Source organism: Streptomyces sp. NPDC091376 (assembly GCF_044757085.1).
In the GTDB taxonomy this organism is placed as follows: Bacteria; Actinomycetota; Actinomycetes; order Streptomycetales; family Streptomycetaceae; genus Streptomyces; species Streptomyces pratisoli.
On the sequence record NZ_JBIVUF010000011.1, the window covers coordinates 24,230 to 42,211 of the forward strand.

Consider the following 17,982-nt stretch of genomic DNA (forward strand, 5'->3'; position numbering starts at 1 on the left):
ACCCGGCGGGCCGGGTCGTGGCTGACGTGCGGCTCCGACCGCCCGCGCGGACGTGGCGACCCCCGTCCACCACGTCCGCGCAGGCCGGAGCCCGTCGCCCGCCCGTCAGGCGTGGAGCCGGCGCAGGACCCGGAAGGCCGCGAACGTCGCCGCGGCGGCCAGTGCCAGGACGATGCCCGTCTCGACCAGCTGGATCGGCCAGAAGTGGGAGGAGGGGTGGAAGACGGCGTACCACTCCCGGATCCCGGACCCGGAGTGACAGCCGGGCGGCATCGCCACCTGCGGGTCCCAGCACCGCTCGACCCGCTTTCCGGCGACGACCAGGCCGTTCTCCATCTCCAAGGCGCTGTTCGGGAGCTCGCCCCGTGAGTTCCTCCACACCACGTCCGCCGTCGGCCACAGCCGGTCCTGGCGGCCGTCGGCGAACAGCATCACGATCGCGGTGACGACGAAGGCCAGCACTCCGGCGGGCAGGGCGCGCCGCACCAGCAGTCCGGCAAGCGCACCGACGGCGAGGGCGAACAGACAGTACGCGAGGACCGCCGGGCCCAGTGCCAGGAAGACGTCGGTGAAGTACCACTGGTCGCCCAGTGCCTTCGCGCCGGCGCCGCGGACCCAGCGGTACAGCAGCGAGAGCACCGTGACGCCGGAGAGGAGCAGCACGGCGGGGACGGCCAGCTTGGCGGCGAGCCAGCGGACCGGGGTGACGGACTGTGTCCAGCTGAGGCCCGCGGTGCCGCGCTCCAGCTCCGCGCCGACGAGCACCGCTCCCGCGTAGAAGGCCACCGCCAGAGGCAGCCACGCGATCACGAACGCGATGGAGCCCAGGTTCGCCGAGAAGTCGAACATCGAGTCCATCGGGGGCGGACCGCATGGCGGCAGGTCCGAACCGAGCGATCCGCAGGGGCCCGGCTCCGCTCCCGGCGCGATGAAGCGCAGCCACACCAGCGAGCCGGCGGAGAGCACCAGGTAGGCCCCGAAGAGCAGCAGGGCCCTGCGGTGCAGCAGCCACACCGATCGGACCGGTCCCTTGAGGAAGCCGATGCCGCGGCTTCCGCGGCCGGTCGACGGCCTGTCGTACGTGAGGGTGGTGTTCTCCGCCATCGTTCGCTCCTCGTTCATACCGCAACCCCCTCGGCGGACGGGCCGGTGGACGGGTCTGCGGAAGGGGTCAGCAGAGCCGGCGCGTCCGGGGAGCGCAGGTGTGCCAGGAGCAGCTCCTCCAGGGTCGGCTGCACCGCGTCCCATCCGGACGGGACGTCCGCTCCCGGCTCGGTCCTGTGTATGAGCGCGGTCAGTTGACGGCCCGTCGTGCGGGACTCGATCACCGTGTGCGGGGTGAGATCGGCCGTGGCCGGGCCCGTCAGCAGGGTGTGTGCGGCGAGCAGGTCGTCGGTGTCGCCGGCGAGCCGGATGCGGCCGTGGGCGACGAGCAGGATGTAGTCGCAGGTGTTCTCCAGCTCGGGGAGGATGTGCGAGGACATCACCACGGTGGTGCCGTGATCGGCGGCATCGGCCATCAGCTTGCCCATGAGCTGGTGCCGGCCGAGCGGGTCGAGGTCCGCCATCGGCTCGTCCAGAAGCAGCAGTTCGGGGCGTTTGCCGAGCGCGAGGGCGAGGGCCACGCGAGTGCGCTGGCCGCCGGAGAGCGTGCGGACGCGGGCGGCCGGGTCGAGTTCCCCTGCGTGCACGACCTCTTCGGCCACGGCGTCGTCCCAGCGGCCGGGATTGAGTTCGCGGCCCGTGCGCAGGGTCTCGGCGACCGTGAGCTGAGGGAAGAGCGGCTTGTCCTGGCCGACGTAGGCGATCCGCTCGCGCGCGGACGCGGGGTCGGTGCCGAGGATCCGCAGGCCGCCCTCGGTGGGCCGCAGCAGGCCCGCCGCGAGTGTCAGCAGGGTGGATTTCCCCGCGCCGTTGGGCCCGACGAGGGCGCAGATCCGCCCCGCGGGCAGCCGGAAGGAACAGTCCCTCAGCGCCCAGGTGCGCCGGAATCTCCTGCCGAGGCCCGCCGCCTCGATGGCGGTGTCGCTCATGTGTCGTCCCCCTGCTCGTGCTTCTGCCCGACCTGCTCGTCCGGCTTGCGTACCTGCTCGACGTGCTCGACCTGCTTGTTCGGTCCGACGCGCTCGACCTGCTCGAGCTGCTTGTCCGGTCCGACCTGCTGTTCCCGCTCGTGTTCCGCGAAGTGCGCGTCGAGTACGGCGGTGAAGAGCGCCGCCACGTCGTCCCGGCCCAGGCCCGCCGCCCGGGCGCGCAGCGCCCAGTCGGTGAGTTCGCCGCGCAGGGGGGAGTCGGCTCCGGCGGTGCCGAGCCCTCTCCGTACGAAGGTGCCGAGGCCGCGCCGGGCCTCGACGAGCCCTTCGCGCTCCAGTTCGCGGTAGGCCTTGAGCACCGTGTTCGGGTTGATGGCGGTCGCCTCCACCACCTCGCGGGCGGTGGGCAGGCGGTCGCCGGGCTCCAGCATTCCCAGTCGCAGGGCCTGCTTCGTCTGCTGAACGATCTGCAGATAGGTGGCGATGCCGCTGCGCCGGTCGATCCTGTACTCGATCATGCACCACCCTTTCACTAATCAAGTAGTGAAAGGGTGGTGCAAGAGAGGGGGCGGTGTCAACCGCCCCCTGCCCGAGGGCGGAACCCACCGCCCCCTTGCCCGGCCGATCGCCGCTCAGGTCTCCGTGCGGTACATCAGGTCCACCTCGTGCGTCGTGAATCCCAGCCGCTCGTACACCCGCAGCGCAGCCGTGTTGTCCGCGTCGACGTACAGCATGGCCGTCGGCATGCCCTGTGCCGCGAGGTGACGCAGGCCGATCGCGGTGAGCGCCTTGCCGAGGCCGGTGCCCTGGGCGTCGGGGCGGATGCCGATCACGTACACCTCACCGAGCTGCTCCTCCGCGTGCTCCTTCGTCCAGTGGAAGCCGACGATCTCGCCCTCGCGCTCGGCCAGGAAGAAGCCCTTGGGGTCGAACCACGGCTCCTCCTTGCGGTCGTCGAGGTCGCGCTGGGTGATCGAGCCCTGCTCAGGGTGGTGGGCGAAGGCCGCCGCGTTGACCGAGAGCCAGGCGGCGTCGTCCTGTCCGGGGAGGAACGTACGGACGGTGACCCCGTCCGGCAGCACCGGGTCGGGAAGATCGAGCGGGCTCAACGAGCGCCGCAGCTGGCGCAGTTCGCGGAAGAGCGTCAGCCCGAGGACCTGCGCCAGATGGCGGGCCGCGGACTTGCCGCCGTGGGCCCAGACACGCAGCCGCTTGCCGGACGCGCCGAGCAGCGCGTTGCCGAGGGCCCGGCCGTGGCCGCGGCCACGGTGGCCCGGGTGGACGACCAGCTCGGCCGCCGGGGCCTCCACCGGGTCGGTGTCCTCCAGTTGGGCGTACCCGCGAAGGTCCCCCGCGACGGTGAGCAGGAAGTGGCGCACGCCCTCGCGTTGCCCGTGGCGCAGATAGAGCCTGCCCTGCTCGGAGACGGCCTGCATGCCGTCGGTACGGGCGGCGACGGTCAGCAGGCGGAGGACGTCGTCGGCCAGCTCGGGGGTGAGCTCGTCGAGCGTCTGGATCTGCCGGCCGGGCTCGAGGGCGGGGGCTGCGTCAGTCATACGACGAGGGTACGGCGCCGGGCCGCACCCGATCGGATACCAGCTCGTAACCCGGTATCCCCTGTCGTGCTACGCGCGTTGACTCTAGGCTGCACGGCTGAGAACAGTCGTCACGCTGAACTGACAAGGGGACAGATGTCAGCGACATCGCATCAGAAGCGCCGCCGCGTACTCGCGGTCGCCGCCGGACTGACCACCGTCGGCGCACTGGTCGCCGCGATGCCCGCCGGAGCCCAGGCACACGGCAACGGACACGGCCATGGGAACGGGCACGGACACGGACACGGCTACGGCCGCACCGTCGACGTACAGCTGCTGTCCTTCAACGACCTGCACGGCAATCTGCAGCCGCCGGCCGGTTCGGCGGGCAGGGTCACCCACACCAACGAGGACGGCACCACCCGGACCATCGACGCGGGCGGCGCCGAGTACCTCGCCACGCATCTGCGCGAGGCCCGCAAGGGCAACAGGTACTCCATCACCGCCGCTGCCGGTGACATGGTCGGCGCCTCGCCGATGCTCTCCGGGCTCTTCCACGACGAGCCGACCGTCGAGGCGCTGAACAAGCTGAAGCTCGACGTGACCTCCGTCGGCAACCACGAGTTCGACGAGGGCGCCAAGGAGCTCGCCCGGCTCCAGAACGGCGGCTGCCACCCGGTCGAGGGCTGCTACGAGAAGAAGGCCAACGGCAAGCCCAAGAAGTTCCGCGGCGCGGACTTCCCGTACCTCGCGGCCAACGTGACCGACGAGAAGTCGGGCCGGCCGGTCCTGGACCCGTACTTCGTCTGGGAGCGGAACGGGGTGAAGATCGGCTTCATCGGCGTCACCCTGGAGGGCACGCCGGACATCGTCAGCGCCGAGGGCATCAAGGGCCTGAAGTTCGGCGACGAGATCGAGACGATCAACAAGTACACCAAGGTGCTGGAGCGCAAGGGCGTGAAGTCGATCGTCGCGCTCCTGCACGAGGGCGGTGCGCCGGCCTCGGGCTCGTACAACTACAACTGCGACAGCCCCGGCCCCGGCGACGGCATCTCCGGCCCGATCGTCGACATCGCCAAGAAGGTCAGCCCGCAGGTCGACGCCCTGGTCACCGGCCACACCCACCAGGCGTACGCGTGCACGATCCCGGACCCGTCCGGCAAGCCGCGCACGGTCACCTCGGCCGCCTCGTTCGGCAAGCTGTACACCGACACGACGCTCACGTACGACCGTCGCACCCGCGACATCGTGCGGACGTCCGTCGCCTCCGCCAACCACGTCGTCACCCGTGACGTGCCCAAGGCCGCGGACATGACCCAGCTCATCGACCGCTGGAACACGCTGGCCGCGCCGATCGCCAACCGGCCCGTCGGGTACATCTCCGCCGACATCGAGAACCCCTTCGAGTCCCCCGAGAAGCCGATCGGCAACCTGATCGCGGACGCGCAGCTCGAAGGCATGGCCCCGGCCGACAAGGGCGGCGCGCAGCTCGCCCTGATGAACCCGGGCGGTATCCGCGCGGGCCTGGTCCGCGCCGCCTCGGGCGGTGAGGGCGACGGTGTCGTGACGTACGGCGAGGCCTTCACCGTGCAGCCGTTCACCAACATGATGACGGCGGTCGACCTCACCGGTGCCCAGCTGATCACCGCGCTGCAGCAGCAGGTCAGCGGCTCGAACCAGGCCGCCCCGAAGATCCTGCAGGTGTCGAAGGGCTTCACCTACACCCTGGACATGACGAAGACCGGCGCCGACCGGATCGTCGTCGGCTCGGTGAAGCTGAACGGTGAGGCGATCGACCCGGCCAAGACCTACCGGGTCGTGATGAACGAGTTCCTCTCGGGCGGCGGCGACGGCTTCGCGGTCCTGAAGGAGCACAAGAACAAGCTGGTGGGCGCGTCCGACCTGGACATGCTCAACGCCTACTTCGCCGCGCACTCCAGCGCGGGCGCCCCGCTGGCGCCGCCGGCCACCGGCCGGATCACGGTCGTCAAGTAACGGGTGGTGCGACTGAGGGGTGGTGGGCCGCCGGCCCGCCGCCCCTCAGTTGTTTCCAGTTTCCGCGCAAGACGTTCTGTGTCATGGGCATGTCTGCAATCATCCCGTCTGCCGACCGCGACCCCCCACATCGCGGCGGTCGACGAAGGAGACAGCACATGTCCTTGACCAGACGTGGTTTCCTCACGGGCGCGGCGGTCGCCTCCGCTGCCGTTCTCATCGGCGCACCGGGCACGGCCACGGCCGCGCAGCGGCGGGCGCTGGGCACCCAGGACTGGATGAGCGGCATCGACGGCGGCAGAACGCTGGGTTCGCTCACGATTCCCGGCACGCACGACTCGGGAGCCCGCTTCGGCGGACCCTGGGCCGAGTGCCAGAACACGACGATCGCCGACCAGCTGAACTACGGCATCCGCTTCCTCGACGTACGGTGCCGGGTCACCGGAGGCTCGTTCGCGATCCACCACGGCCCCGCCTACCAGAACATGATGTTCGGCGACGTGCTCATCGCCTGCCGCGCCTTCCTGGCCGCCCACCCCTCCGAGACCGTGCTGATGCGGGTCAAGCAGGAGTACTCCTCGGACAGCGACGCCACCTTCCGGAGCATCTTCGACGACTACCTCGACAACCGGGGCTGGCGCTCGCTGTTCCACATCGGCGACACCCTCCCGGCCCTCGGCCAGGCGCGCGGCAAGGTCGTCCTCATCGCCGACAACGGCGGACTGCCCGGAGTGAAGTGGTGGGACGGCGGGGCCATCGACATCCAGGACGACTGGAACGCCGCGCCGTGGGACAAGTACCCCAGGATCGAGGCCCACTTCCGCAAGGCCGCCGAGCAGCCCGGCAAGCTCTTCATCAACTTCGTCAGCACCTCAGCGTCGCTGCCGCCGCGCTGGAACTCCGACAGCCTCAATCCGCGCGTCCACGGCTTCCTGGACGGCGCGGCGAGCGGCTGGAAGGGCCTCGGCGTCGTGCCGATGGACTTCCCCAACACCCGCTCAGGCCTGGTCGACTCGCTCATCCGGCACAACTGACGGCGGTACGGGCGGTGGCGCCGGCGCCCCCGGCAGAGCGACCACCGCGACGGTGCCGCCGCCCTCGGCCGGACGCAGCTCCACCGTGCCGCCCGCCTGGTGCACGGTCCTGGCCACGATCGACAGACCGAGGCCGGAGCCGGGCAGCGCGCGGGCGGAGCGGGAGCGCCAGAACCGCTCGAAGACGTACGGGAGTTCCTCCGGCGGCACCCCGGGGCCGTGGTCGCGCACCGTCAGCACACCACGGTCCAGCAGCACCTCCACCGCCCCGCGCGGGGGCGAGAACTTCACGGCGTTGTCCAGAACGTTCACCACCGCCCGTTCCAGCGCGGCCGGCTCGGCCCGTACGTACCAGGGCCGCAGTTCGGCGGTGATCGCCAGCTCCGGGCCGCGCAGCCTGGCCCGCTCCAGCGCCGTCCGCACGACGTCGTGCAGCGCGACGACCTGGACCGGGCCGGGCGTCGCGCTGTCCGGCCGTGACAGCTCCTGCAGATCGCCGATCAGCACGGCCAGCTCGGACATCTGCGCCTTGACCGAGGCCAGCAGCGCGGCCCGGTCCTCGGGCGGGAGGGCGCGGCCGGTCTGCTCGCTGCGCACCAGCAGCTCGATGTTCGTCCGCAGCGAGGTCAGCGGTGTGCGCAGCTCATGGCCGGCGTCGGCGATGAGCTGTGCCTGCCGGTCCCGGGACGAGGCGAGCGCGGCGGTCATCTGGTTGAAGGAGCGCGACAGCCGGGCGATCTCGTCCTCGCCCTCCACCGGGATCCGTACGGTCAGGTCCTCGGTGCGGGCGACGTGCTCGACCGCGTCGGTGAGCCGGTCGACGGGCTTCAGACCGGTGCGGGCGACCCACAGTCCGGCGGCCCCGCCGGCGACGACACCGGCGCCGGCGAGGAAGGTGAGCAGGAGCGCGAGGCGATTCAGAGCGGTGTCGATCTCGTGCAGCGGGCGGGCGACCATGACGGTCACCGTCCCGCCCGGCGCGCCGGGCACCGGCGCCGCCATTTGCTCGGTGTGCACCCGGACGTCCGCGCCCGAGTCGGTCGTACTGCTGTGGAGGGCGTACTCCTCGGTGCCCCGGGCGACGGCCACGTCCTCCACCCCGACCCGCACGGGCTGGGTGTCCGGCGCCACACAGCGCGTGCCGTCGGGATAGAGGACCTGGACGTAGGCGAAGCCCCTGTCGGCTCCGGCGGGCTCGCTGCCCGTCGTGCGGCACGCGGACATGGCCTGGCGCACCGTGCCCAGCGGGGCGCTCGTGTTGCGCAGTGAGGTGTCGAGTTCGTTGTGGAGCTGGGCGCGGGCCAGCAGCCAGCAGGTGACGGCGACGGCGGCCACCGCCACGGCCACGGCGGTCGCCGTCAGCAGCGCCAGCCGCGACCGCAGCGGCAGCGCCCGGAATCTGTGGATCACTCCGGCGATCCCTCCCGCAGCGCGTAGCCGACCCCGCGGACGGTGTGCACCAGACGCGGCTCCCCGGCCGCCTCCGTCTTGCGGCGCAGATACATGACGTACACGTCCAGCGAGTTGGAGCTCGGCTCGAAGTCGAAGCCCCAGACGGTCTTGAGGATCTGCTCGCGGGTCAGCACCTGCCGCGGGTGCGCCAGGAACAGCTCCAGCAGCGTGAACTCGGTACGGGTCAGCTCGACCCGGCGCGGCCCGCGCGTGACCTCGCGGGTCGCCAGGTCCATCCGCAGATCGGCGAACGACAGCACGTCGCCGGACTCCTCGCGGTCCGTGCCCGCCGCCGAGGCGTAGGAGCTGCGCCGCAGCAGCGCCCTGATCCGCGCGAACAGCTCGTCCAGCTCGAACGGCTTGACCAGATAGTCGTCCGCCCCGGCGTCGAGGCCGGTGACCCGGTCGCCGACGGTGTCACGGGCGGTGAGCATCAGGACCGGCAGGGTGGAGCCGAGGGAGCGCAGCCGCCGGGCCGCGGTCAGGCCGTCCATGCGCGGCATCTGGATGTCGAGGACGACGAGGTCGGGCGCGTACGACTCCACCTTGGCGAGGGCGTCGAAGCCGTCGGCCGCGACCTCGGTGGCGTACCCCTCGAAGGCGAGGCTGCGCTGCAGCGCCTCGCGTACGGCGGGTTCGTCGTCGACGATGAGGATGCGTTCGCGGTCGCCTTCACCCGGTGCGGTCGTCATGGCCCCAGCCTCGCACGCGGTCGCTCGTACGCCCGGTCCACGGATCGGCGCCCGGTCAGTTCTCGCCGCCGGAGCGGAGGCTGTCGAGATCGGCCTTGACGGTGTCGATCGGGATGGCGAAGCCGAGGCCGACGCTGCCCGCGGTGGAGCCGCCCGAGGAACTCGGCGAGTACATGGCCGAGTTGATGCCGATGATCTCGCCGTTCATGTTGATCAGCGCACCGCCGGAGTTGCCGGGGTTGAGCGAGGCGTCCGTCTGGATGGCCTTGTACGTGGTCTTGGAGTCGCCGGTGTCCCCGTTGAACTCCTGACCGCCGAACTCGAAGGGCCAGCCCTGCCGCGGGTCCTGCTGCCGCTTGCGTCCCTCGTCCTTGGCGACGGTCACGTCCCGGTCGAGCGCCGAGATGATTCCGCTGGTCACGGTGCCGGTGAGGCCCTCGGGCGAGCCGATCGCGACGACCTCGTCACCGACCTTGACGCTGCCGGAGTCACCGAGAGCGGCGGCCTTCAGACCGCTCGCGCCCCTCAGCTCGACCAGAGCGAGGTCCTTGTCCGGGTCGGTGCCGACGACGTCCGCGGTGTACGTCCTGCCGTCGCTGAGCCTGACCTTGACGGTGTCGGCGCCGGCGATGACGTGGTTGTTGGTGACGATCTCACCGTCCCGGGTGATGATCACGCCGGAACCGGTGGACTCGCCCGAGGTGGAGGACGCGTTGATCTCCACGATGCTGGGGGAGACGGCCTGGGCGACACCGGCGACGGTGCCCTTGCTGCTCTGCGACACCGTGGTCCCGTCGACGCCGGCCGCCCCGCCGGCCGTACCGTTCCCGGCGAACCGCTCCACCAGCGTTGCCGCCCCGCCGCCGACGGCCGCGGCGACGATCGCGACGGCCGCGATCAGCGCGACGGGCCGCTTGGCACGCGCGGCGTGCGCGGGAGCGGTGGGCCCGGGAGCGGCGGGTGCCGGTGCGTGCGGGGGCGGCGGCGGGTACGCCCCGTCCCCGAACCCCGTGTACGGGTACTGGTGGGTGTGCTGCGTGCCTTCGTCGCCGCTGCCGCGGTAGTGGTCCGTCATGGTGACGACTCTCGGGGCCGTAGATGAGAGCACGCTGAGGACGGCCTGAGAAGCCCGACAGAAGCATGTATGCCCCATGTAAGGCCGGGGCGCCGCGCCTTCAGGTCAGCCGGTGGGATCAGGCGGTGAGGTCAGGACGATGAGATCAGGACGGTGCGGTCAGCCGTGGCAGCCGCAGGAGCGGCGGACGATCAAGGCCGAGGGGAACTGCTTCACCCGCTCGCGCCGTGAACCGACCACCCGCAGCCCGTCGTCCAGCACCAGATCCACCGCCGCGCGCGCCATCGCCGGCCGGTCGGAGGCGATCGTCGTCAGCGGCGGGTCGGTCAGTCCGGCTTCCTTGACGTCGTCGAAGCCCGCCACCGCCAGCTCACCCGGCACGTCGATCCGCAGCTCGCGCGCGGCCCGCAGCACACCGATCGCCTGGTCGTCCGTGGCGCAGAAGATCGCCGGCGGCCGGTCCGGGCCGGAGAGGATCTTCAGCGCCACGAGATAAGCGTCGTAGCGGTTGTACGGCGCCTCGAACAGCCGGCCCTCCGTCGACCGCCCGGACTCCAGCATCGCCCGTCGCCAGCCCTCGACGTGGTCGGCCACCGGGTCGCCCACCACCGGGGTCTCCTCGACGCCGCCCAGGCATGCGACGTACGGATGTCCGTGCTCCAGGAGATGCCGGGTCGCGAGCTGCGCCCCGCCGATGTCGTCCGTCACGACCGCGACGTCGTCGATCGCCTCGGGCCGCTCGTGGAGCAGCACCACCCGCGCGTCCCACGCCTCGATCTCCGCCGCCGCACGCTCGCTCGGGCCCTGGCTGACGAGGATCAGCCCGGCGACGCGCATGCCGAGGAAGGCCCGCAGATAGTGGACCTCGCGCTCGTCGCGGTAGTCCGAATTGCCGACGAGGACCATCTTTCCGCGGTCCGCCGCCGCCCGTTCCACCGCGTGCGCCATCTCCGCGAAGAACGGCTGGCGGGCGTCCGGCACGATCATGCCTATGAGGTCCGTACGCCGCGAGGCCATCGCCTGCGCGACCCGGTCGGGCCGGTAGCCCAGCTCCTTGATCGCGGCGAGCACCCGCTCGCGCGTGGCCGGGGCGACCGGCCGGGGTCCGTTGTTGATGACGTAACTCACCACAGCGGTCGACGTACCCGCCAGTCGCGCTACATCGTCCCGCGTCACCTTGGCCACGCGCGCAGTCTACGCGTGGTGACCTACCTCTGGGCAGGGCGTACAGCAGCTTCGATGGTCTCGGTCATGTCGTCCGCCGGGTCCTCCGGCCGGATTCCGCGGCCGCCTTCTTCGCTTTCGCCGCCGCCGAGTTCTCCGAGCGGTCGCCCTTCTCCGGCGTGACGAAGCGGTATCCGACGTTCCGCACGGTTCCGATCAAGGACTCGTGCTCGGGGCCGAGCTTGGCGCGCAGCCGCCGCACGTGGACGTCGACCGTGCGGGTGCCGCCGAAGTAGTCGTAGCCCCAGACCTCCTGCAGCAGCTGGGCCCTGGTGAAGACCCGGCCGGGGTGCTGGGCCAGGTACTTCAGCAGCTCGAACTCCTTGAAGGTCAGGTCCAGGACCCGCCCCTTCAGCTTCGCGCTGTACGTGGCCTCGTCGACCGACAGATCACCGTTGCGGATCTCCATCGGCGAGTCGTCCGAGGTGAGCTGCTGCCGGCCCATGGCGAGCCGGAGCCTGGCCTCGACCTCGGCGGGTCCGGCCGTGTCCAGCAGCACGTCGTCGATGCCCCAGTCGGCGGTGACGGCCGCGAGACCGCCCTCGGTGACGACGAGGATCAGCGGACAGCCGGGCCCGGTGGAGCGGAGCAGCTGGCAGAGGCTGCGTACCTGCGGGAGGTCGCGCCTGCCGTCGACCAGGATCACCTCGGCGCCCGGGGTGTCGACCAGGGCCGGGCCCTCGGCGGGCGCCACCCGTACGTTGTGCAGCAGCAGGCCGAGGGCGGGGAGCACCTCCGTGGAGGGCTGGAGGGCATTGGTGAGGAGCAGCAGAGAACTCATCGCGACCCACCTGCCCGGGCCGCCGTCCCTGCCTGGTTCGTGGTCTCTCGGTCGTGCACGGTTCGCTCGCCCATAACGTCGGTTCCTCCTCGGTCCCTGCGAGGACGTCTGCGGCACTGCCTCTTGCCCGGCCACGGCCCCGCGCCCCGGGGTTCCGCGATCGTTTCGTTCACCTGTCTGTAACAACGGACTGGAAACACAAAAGGACCCGGGGGCTGCGTCGCCCGGATCCTCTGCCCAGCACAATAGCCCACATGAGCTCTGTCGCAGAGGGTCGATGTCACCATGTGGATGTTTCCTCGATCACTGACGGACCTCGACGCGCAACCCTCAGGACCTCCGACGGCGTGCGCATCGAGGCGCTGCACCAGCCCTGTACGGCCGGGGTGACCGATCTGGCGATCGTCGTCGCGCACGGATTCACCGGTTCGGTGGACCGTCCCGCGGTGCGCCGCGCGGCGGGCGTGTTCGCCGGCCGTGCGGGGGTCGTCACCTTCTCCTTCCGCGGCCACGGCAGGTCCGGCGGGCGCTCGACGGTCGGCGACCGGGAGGTGCTGGACCTGGCCGCGGCCGTCGCCTGGGCGCGTTCGCTGGGGTACGGACGGGTCGTCACGGTGGGCTTCTCGATGGGCGGATCGGTGGTGCTGCGGCATGCGGCCCTGTACGGCGGGGCCGCGGCGGAGCGGGCGGACGAGCACTCGGGGGAGCACACGCGAGAGCACGAGGGGCGTACGGGTGCACGGGGCGTACGCGGCGCACACGATGTGCCTGACGCGCGTGACCTGCGTGACGTGCATGAGGCACGGGATATACGTGGCGCACGGGACGCACGCACCGACGCGGTCGCCGCCGTCAGCGCGCCCGCCCGCTGGTACTACCAAGGTACGGCGCCGATGCGGCGGCTCCACTGGGTCGTCACCCGGCCCGTCGGGCGGCTGGTCGGGCGCTACGGCCTGCGGACCCGTATCCACCACAAGGACTGGGACCCCGTCCCGCTCTCGCCGGTCGAGGCTGTCCCGCTGATCGCGCCGACCCCGCTGCTGATCGTCCACGGCGACCGCGATGCGTACTTCCCGCTGGACCATCCGCGGATGCTGGCCGCCGCCGGCCCGTGCGAGCTGTGGCTGGAACCGGGCATGGGGCACGCCGAGAACGCCGCGGACGACGGCCTTCTGGGGCGCCTCGCGGACTGGCTCGCCCGCGCATAGCCCATCATGGACAGTCGACGAGCCGGAGAGAGGAGTGCCGCGATGGCAGCGGGAACCATCCGCTACTGGGCCGCGGCCAAGGCCGCCGCGGGGGTGGCCGAGGAGCCGTACGCCGCGGAGAACCTGGCCGAGGCGCTGGACGCCGCCCGTGAAAAGCACCCGGGCGAGCTCGTCCGCGTGCTCCGGAGGTGTTCGTTCCTCGTCGACGGTGACCCCGTCGGGACCCGTGGCCATGAGACCGTACGGCTTGCCGAGGGCGGCACGGTCGAGGTGCTCCCGCCGTTCGCAGGAGGGTGAACCGCACAGCATGAGCAGCGATCAGCAGTATCCGTACGGCCCGCAGGACTCGTACGGCCCGCAGGATCCGTACGGGCAGCGGAACCACCAGGATCCCAACGTCACCCAGACGTGGGAGGGCCAGACCTGGGACACCCAGTACCAGCCGACGATCGAGCCGGTGGCCGAGCCCGTGCAGCACGCGCCGTACCACCCGGGCGCCGCGGACACGACGTATCTGCCGCCGCAGGACCCGTCGGCGACGGGGTACGCGCTGCCGCCGGAGGTGCCCGTCGCTCCCGGCGCACCGGCCGCTGCGTACGCCGCGTCCGCCGCGTACGAGCCGGGGATCGCCGGACAGGGGATCGCCGGGCACGGGGCCGCGGGCGCGCCGCCGGCGGCCGGTGAGCCCCAGGCGGCCGGTGAGCCCGCGTACAGCGCCCCCACCACCCTGGGCAACGCACGGATCACCGACGCGCAGCGTGCCCGCGCGGAAGGGCGCTCGCCGATCATCCCGCCCGGGATGCAGCCCGCGGGGCTGACGGCCGTGATCGGTCTGCTGCTCGCGGCGACCGCGGGCACCTCGCCGTACCTCCTGCTGATCCCGCTCATCGCGCTCCAAGGCCTGACCGCCGCCGGCTGGTTCCGGCTGAACGGCATGTGGCCCGCCCGCCAGGGCATCGCCCTCGCGTTCGCCGGCGGCCTCGCCGCCGACGCCGTCCTGCTCGCCACGGGCTCCGGGCACGCCCCGGCCGTGATCATCGGCACCCTCGGCGTCTGGGTGCTGCTCACCGTCGTGCTGCAGCTGCGCAGCCACGCCTCCGCCGACGAGCGGATGTACGGCCTGATGGCGACGGTCGCCTCGGCCGCGCTGACGATCGTCGCGGCCGGCTATCTCGCCGTCGCCCCGGAGGCGGTGGCCGTGGCGGGCGCGTCGGTCGCGGCGGCGGTGCTCGCGCGGGCGCTGCCGCTGCCGGGTACGGCGTCGGTCGTGGTCGCGCTGCTGGCCGCCGCCGGCGCGGGTATCGCGGCGGGCGGGGCCACCGGGGTGGGCTCGGAGGGCGCGCTGCTGGGGCTCGGGGCCGGGGTGTGCGCGCTCGTGGGCCTGCGGGTGGCCAGCTACGACTACCCGTCCCGGTTCGTCCATATGACGGCCGGCGTCGCGCTTCCGCTCACGGCAGCGGTCCCCGCCGTCTATCTGCTGGGCCGCGCACTGATCTGACCCGCGATCCTGAGCGCACGGCCCCTGTGACCGCCCGACTCCGTGACCGCCTGATTCCGGGCCGCCCGGCAGTCCGACCGCCCGACCGCCCGACCGGAGCCTGTTCCGGGTCGGGTACGGACGGTGATGCCCTGGCCCGGACCGGCGGGAACCAATAGCGTGCCGCCGAACGTCGATCATTCAGGCCGTTCCGATCCGGGAGGGCCGAGACAGGGGTGGGGGAAACACCGAGTCATGCGCGCACTGCGAATTCTGCTGATCACCGTCGTCATCCTCGGCGGGCTCTTCGTCGCCGCCGACCGGCTCCTGCTCAACTACGCCGAGTCTGAGGCCGCGGAGAAGATCAAGGCCCGCCAGGGCCTGTCCGGTGCGACCGAGGTGGCGATCGAGGGCTTCCCCTTCCTGACCCAGGTCGTGGGCAAGGAGCTCGAGCGCGTCGATGTGACCGTCCGGGACATCGAGACGAGCGCCAACGGGCGCAGGGTCGTCATCACCGAGCTGTCCGCCGCCCTCCACGACGTGCGCCTGGGCAGCGACTACTCCAGCGCCACGGCCGCGACCGCGACCGGCACCGCCCGTATCTCGTACGCCGACCTCACCAAGGCGGCCGACGAGGACGTCACCGTCGCGTACGGCGGGAACGGCAAGCTGAAGGTGACCGGCACGGTCGACATCCTCGGCCGTTCGCTCTCGCGGAGTGTCGTCTCCACGGTCAGCCTGGTCGACGGTGGCACGATCCGCGTGCGTGCGGACAAGGTGCCGGGGGAGGGCATACCGCGGCTCGAGGACATGATCCGCCAGAAGACCGACTTCGACCGGAAGCTCAGCGGTCTGCCGGAGGGCATGAAGCTGCAGAAGGTCCAGGCGGACGAGAAGGGTCTCGTCATCACGGTCGCGGGTACGGACGTTCCGCTGGCGGGCTGACGCCCCTGGCCAGGCTGGTGCCCCGCCGGGCCGACTCCTTCTCCCGGGCCGACTCCTTCTCCCGGGCCGGCTCCCTCCCGGGCTCGTACCCCTGCGGTCAGCGCTGTGTGGCCGGATACTGAGACGGTGGTGTCCGGTCCGCAGATGCGAGAGGGGCGGCAGGTCTCCGTCGCTCCGCCCCGCCGGGCCCGTTCCGGCTACACGTCCCACGTTTCGGACGATCGCGTCTCAGAATGCGACACACCGGTGACATGGCCGCCCGGTCGTCCCTACGATCGACCCCATGAAGCAGCGACAGGCGGACCTCACGAAGCGGCGGGCAGTAGACCTGTGCCGCGTCGCCGCCATGCTCTGTCGCGCCATCTGAGCGGAAGCCCGGCCTCCGTCGGTTTCCGTGTCCCCGGGCCATCCGAGCCCCTTCCGGCCATGGCCACCCGCGTGTCTTCGCGCCGTTCCGGCGTACCTGCACCGCAACCTGCTTTCGCGCACCACCCGCCGCACACTGCCCCGGAGGAGAACAGCATGAGCCGCAGCGACGTCCTGGTAGACGCCGACTGGGTCGAGGCCCACCTGGACGACCCGAAGGTCGTCGTCGTCGAGGTCGACGAGGACACCTCGGCCTACGACAAGAACCACATCAAGAGCGCCGTCCGGATCGACTGGAAGAAGGACCTCCAGGACCCGGTCCGCCGTGACTTCGTGGACCAGGCCGGCTTCGAGAAGCTGCTGTCCGCGAAGGGCATCGCCAACGACGACACGGTCGTGCTCTACGGCGGCAACAACAACTGGTTCGCGTCCTACGCCTACTGGTACTTCAAGCTCTACGGCCACCAGGACGTGAAGCTCCTCGACGGCGGCCGCAAGAAGTGGGAGCTCGACTCCCGCGACCTCGTCGACGGCGCCGACGTCCCGCAGCGCCCGGCCACCGACTACAAGGCCAAGGCCCAGGACACGTCCATCCGCGCCTTCCGCGACGACGCCGTCGCCGCGATCGGCAACCAGAACCTGGTCGACGTCCGTTCGCCCGACGAGTTCAGCGGCAAGCTGCTCGCCCCGGCCCACCTGCCGCAGGAGCAGTCGCAGCGTCCCGGCCACATCCCGACCGCGCGCAACATCCCGTGGTCGAAGAACGCCAACGACGACGGCACCTTCAAGTCGGACGACGAGCTCAAGGCGCTCTACGCCGAGGAGCAGGTCGACCTGTCGAAGGACACCGTCGCCTACTGCCGCATCGGTGAGCGCTCCGCGCTGACCTGGTTCGTCCTGCACGAGCTGCTCGGCGTCGAGAACGTCAAGAACTACGACGGCTCGTGGACCGAGTACGGCTCCCTCGTCGGCGTGCCGATCGAGCTCGGCGCGAACAAGTAAGCCCCCGGGACCTCCGGACCCCTCGACCGTAAGGACGGAAAGACATGTGTGGAGCGCAGGCCGGCGGCCCCGACGCCTCGACGATCAAGCCCGGTGAGACCACCATCCAGGGCCAGGTGACCCGCGACGGCGAGCCCGTCACCGGTTACGTGCGTCTGTTGGACTCGACCGGCGAGTTCACCGCCGAGGTCCCGACCTCGGCGACCGGACAGTTCCGCTTCTACGCGGCCGAGGGCACGTGGACCGTGCGCGCCCTCGTCCCCGGTGGGACGGCGGACCGTACGGTCGTCGCCCAGACAGGTGGCCTCTCCGAGGTGGCCATCGCCGTCTGACGGCACTCTTCGACCGGCCGAAGGGCCGCACCCCCGGGGGTTGGACGCCACTGGACCGGGGTGCGGCCCTTCGTGCCGTTACCGGCGCCGCGACATACGCTTGAGTCATGTACGCGCGGCGCCGTCACGCCTACTTCCTGCTCATGGGCGGATGCCTGGTCCTCTTCGTCTCCGCCTGGGCCTTCGTGCGGCTGTGGTCGGTTCCGGTCGCCGTCGGGATGTGCGTCGTCGCCATGGTGATCCCACCGCTCGCGGCCGTGGTGGCGAACCGGCGCGGCCCCGAGGACCGGTGGTGGGACGACCCCTCCGGTGATCCGCAGTCCGACGCGTGGTGGGACGAGCTGGACGGGAAGCGGAAGCCGGGGTCGGGCTCGGGCTCGGGCCCGCGTCAGTGACCGCGCACCGGGGTCGGTGGTGGCGCGTCAGTGACCGCGCACCGGGGTCGGTGGTGGCGCGTCAGTAGACGAGCGCCTGGGTGCCGTCCGCCATCGCCTCGCTGACGAAGACCTGCGCGCCCGCGATCCGAACGCCGTCGATCACGTCCTTCTCCGTGATCTCGCGCCGTGCCGCGCACTGCGTGCAGAGGGTGATCTTTCCCGCGGCCAGGATCGACTCGATCAGGTCCGGCAGCGGAGCCGCGTGCGGAAGCTCGAACTCCGCAGCCCGGCCCGGCAGTGCGAACCAGGACGACTCGCCGGTCAGCCAGAGGGAGACCTCCACACCGCTGGCCACGCCGACGGCCGCGACCGTGAAGGCCTGTGAGCAGCGTTCGGGGGCGTCGGCCCCGGCAGTCACCTTGATCACGAGCTTCTTCGCCATATGCCGAACTGT

General features: G+C 71.4%; 19 protein-coding genes and 1 pseudogene. 10 read left to right on the top strand and 10 right to left on the bottom strand.

Annotation, left to right across the window (positions count from 1 at the left end):
* Positions 1-105: 105 nt before the first annotated feature.
* The 4 genes and pseudogenes from ACIQMR_RS23275 to mshD all read right to left on the bottom strand — a co-directional run bounded on the left by ACIQMR_RS23275 (position 106) and on the right by mshD (position 3,589).
* On the bottom strand, positions 106-1,104 hold the full coding sequence (locus tag ACIQMR_RS23275; RefSeq protein WP_401390387.1) for an ABC transporter permease: 999 nt from the start codon (positions 1,102-1,104) through the stop codon (positions 106-108).
* A gap of 14 nt (positions 1,105-1,118) precedes the next feature.
* Positions 1,119-2,033 (bottom strand): ABC transporter ATP-binding protein, encoded by a 915-nt coding sequence (locus ACIQMR_RS23280; protein WP_401390390.1) that lies wholly within the window; start codon positions 2,031-2,033, stop codon positions 1,119-1,121.
* Between the two features lie 131 nt (positions 2,034-2,164).
* Positions 2,165-2,551 (bottom strand): annotated as a pseudogene (locus tag ACIQMR_RS23285) (GntR family transcriptional regulator); the annotation flags it as partial.
* Positions 2,552-2,665: 114 nt separating this feature from the next.
* A complete protein-coding gene (mshD, locus tag ACIQMR_RS23290) occupies positions 2,666-3,589 on the bottom strand; it encodes a mycothiol synthase (protein ID WP_401390393.1) in 924 nt (307 codons plus the stop codon).
* Positions 3,590-3,724: 135 nt separating this feature from the next.
* Between mshD and ACIQMR_RS23295 the strand changes: the two genes are divergently transcribed.
* Positions 3,725-5,563, top strand: coding sequence for a bifunctional metallophosphatase/5'-nucleotidase (locus ACIQMR_RS23295; protein ID WP_401390396.1), 1,839 nt, complete (start codon positions 3,725-3,727; stop codon positions 5,561-5,563).
* Positions 5,564-5,721: 158 nt separating this feature from the next.
* Positions 5,722-6,597, top strand: a complete 876-nt coding sequence (locus tag ACIQMR_RS23300) for a phosphatidylinositol-specific phospholipase C (protein ID WP_401390399.1) — start codon at positions 5,722-5,724, stop codon at positions 6,595-6,597.
* Here the strand turns inward: ACIQMR_RS23300 and ACIQMR_RS23305 are convergent.
* From ACIQMR_RS23305 to ACIQMR_RS23325, 5 genes are all read right to left on the bottom strand, one after another.
* A complete protein-coding gene (locus ACIQMR_RS23305) occupies positions 6,562-8,007 on the bottom strand; it encodes a sensor histidine kinase (protein ID WP_401390402.1) in 1,446 nt (481 codons plus the stop codon). The genes ACIQMR_RS23300 and ACIQMR_RS23305 overlap by 36 nt on opposite strands.
* A complete protein-coding gene (locus ACIQMR_RS23310) occupies positions 8,004-8,741 on the bottom strand; it encodes a response regulator transcription factor (protein ID WP_358664296.1) in 738 nt (245 codons plus the stop codon). Before ACIQMR_RS23310 ends, ACIQMR_RS23305 begins: the two co-directional genes overlap by 4 nt.
* Positions 8,742-8,796: 55 nt before the next feature.
* Positions 8,797-9,816 (bottom strand): S1C family serine protease, encoded by a 1,020-nt coding sequence (locus ACIQMR_RS23315; RefSeq protein ID WP_401390406.1) that lies wholly within the window; start codon positions 9,814-9,816, stop codon positions 8,797-8,799.
* Between the two features lie 159 nt (positions 9,817-9,975).
* Positions 9,976-11,001 carry a LacI family DNA-binding transcriptional regulator gene (locus ACIQMR_RS23320; RefSeq protein WP_266379712.1) on the bottom strand — a complete coding sequence of 342 codons (1,026 nt, stop codon included), beginning with the start codon at positions 10,999-11,001 and terminating at the stop codon, positions 9,976-9,978.
* A 64-nt stretch (positions 11,002-11,065) separates the two neighbouring features.
* Entirely contained in the window at positions 11,066-11,821 is a 756-nt protein-coding gene (locus tag ACIQMR_RS23325; RefSeq protein WP_401390409.1) for a response regulator transcription factor, read from the bottom strand.
* A gap of 254 nt (positions 11,822-12,075) precedes the next feature.
* Here ACIQMR_RS23325 and ACIQMR_RS23330 point away from each other — a divergent pair, with 254 nt between their 5' ends.
* From ACIQMR_RS23330 to ACIQMR_RS23365, 8 genes are all read left to right on the top strand, one after another.
* Positions 12,076-13,029 (top strand): alpha/beta hydrolase, encoded by a 954-nt coding sequence (locus ACIQMR_RS23330; protein WP_401390412.1) that lies wholly within the window; start codon positions 12,076-12,078, stop codon positions 13,027-13,029.
* Between the two features lie 42 nt (positions 13,030-13,071).
* Positions 13,072-13,326: a MoaD/ThiS family protein gene (locus tag ACIQMR_RS23335; RefSeq protein WP_401390415.1), complete on the top strand. Its 255-nt coding sequence runs from the start codon at positions 13,072-13,074 to the stop codon at positions 13,324-13,326.
* A 10-nt stretch (positions 13,327-13,336) separates the two neighbouring features.
* Positions 13,337-14,527 (top strand): hypothetical protein, encoded by a 1,191-nt coding sequence (locus ACIQMR_RS23340; RefSeq protein WP_401390418.1) that lies wholly within the window; start codon positions 13,337-13,339, stop codon positions 14,525-14,527.
* Positions 14,528-14,761: 234 nt separating this feature from the next.
* Positions 14,762-15,451, top strand: coding sequence for a DUF2993 domain-containing protein (locus tag ACIQMR_RS23345; protein ID WP_401390420.1), 690 nt, complete (start codon positions 14,762-14,764; stop codon positions 15,449-15,451).
* Positions 15,452-15,734: 283 nt separating this feature from the next.
* Positions 15,735-15,818: a putative leader peptide gene (locus ACIQMR_RS23350; RefSeq protein WP_353961732.1), complete on the top strand. Its 84-nt coding sequence runs from the start codon at positions 15,735-15,737 to the stop codon at positions 15,816-15,818.
* A 155-nt stretch (positions 15,819-15,973) separates the two neighbouring features.
* Positions 15,974-16,819 (top strand): sulfurtransferase, encoded by an 846-nt coding sequence (locus tag ACIQMR_RS23355; protein ID WP_266379700.1) that lies wholly within the window; start codon positions 15,974-15,976, stop codon positions 16,817-16,819.
* 44 nt (positions 16,820-16,863) lie between these two features.
* Positions 16,864-17,151 carry a DUF1416 domain-containing protein gene (locus tag ACIQMR_RS23360; protein ID WP_005315529.1) on the top strand — a complete coding sequence of 96 codons (288 nt, stop codon included), beginning with the start codon at positions 16,864-16,866 and terminating at the stop codon, positions 17,149-17,151.
* A gap of 107 nt (positions 17,152-17,258) precedes the next feature.
* Entirely contained in the window at positions 17,259-17,546 is a 288-nt protein-coding gene (locus ACIQMR_RS23365; RefSeq protein ID WP_266379698.1) for a DUF3099 domain-containing protein, read from the top strand.
* A 61-nt stretch (positions 17,547-17,607) separates the two neighbouring features.
* On the opposite strand, the gene ACIQMR_RS23370 is transcribed toward ACIQMR_RS23365, so the two are convergent.
* Positions 17,608-17,970 carry a DsrE family protein gene (locus ACIQMR_RS23370; RefSeq protein WP_266379697.1) on the bottom strand — a complete coding sequence of 121 codons (363 nt, stop codon included), beginning with the start codon at positions 17,968-17,970 and terminating at the stop codon, positions 17,608-17,610.
* Between the last annotated feature and the right edge of the window lie 12 nt (positions 17,971-17,982).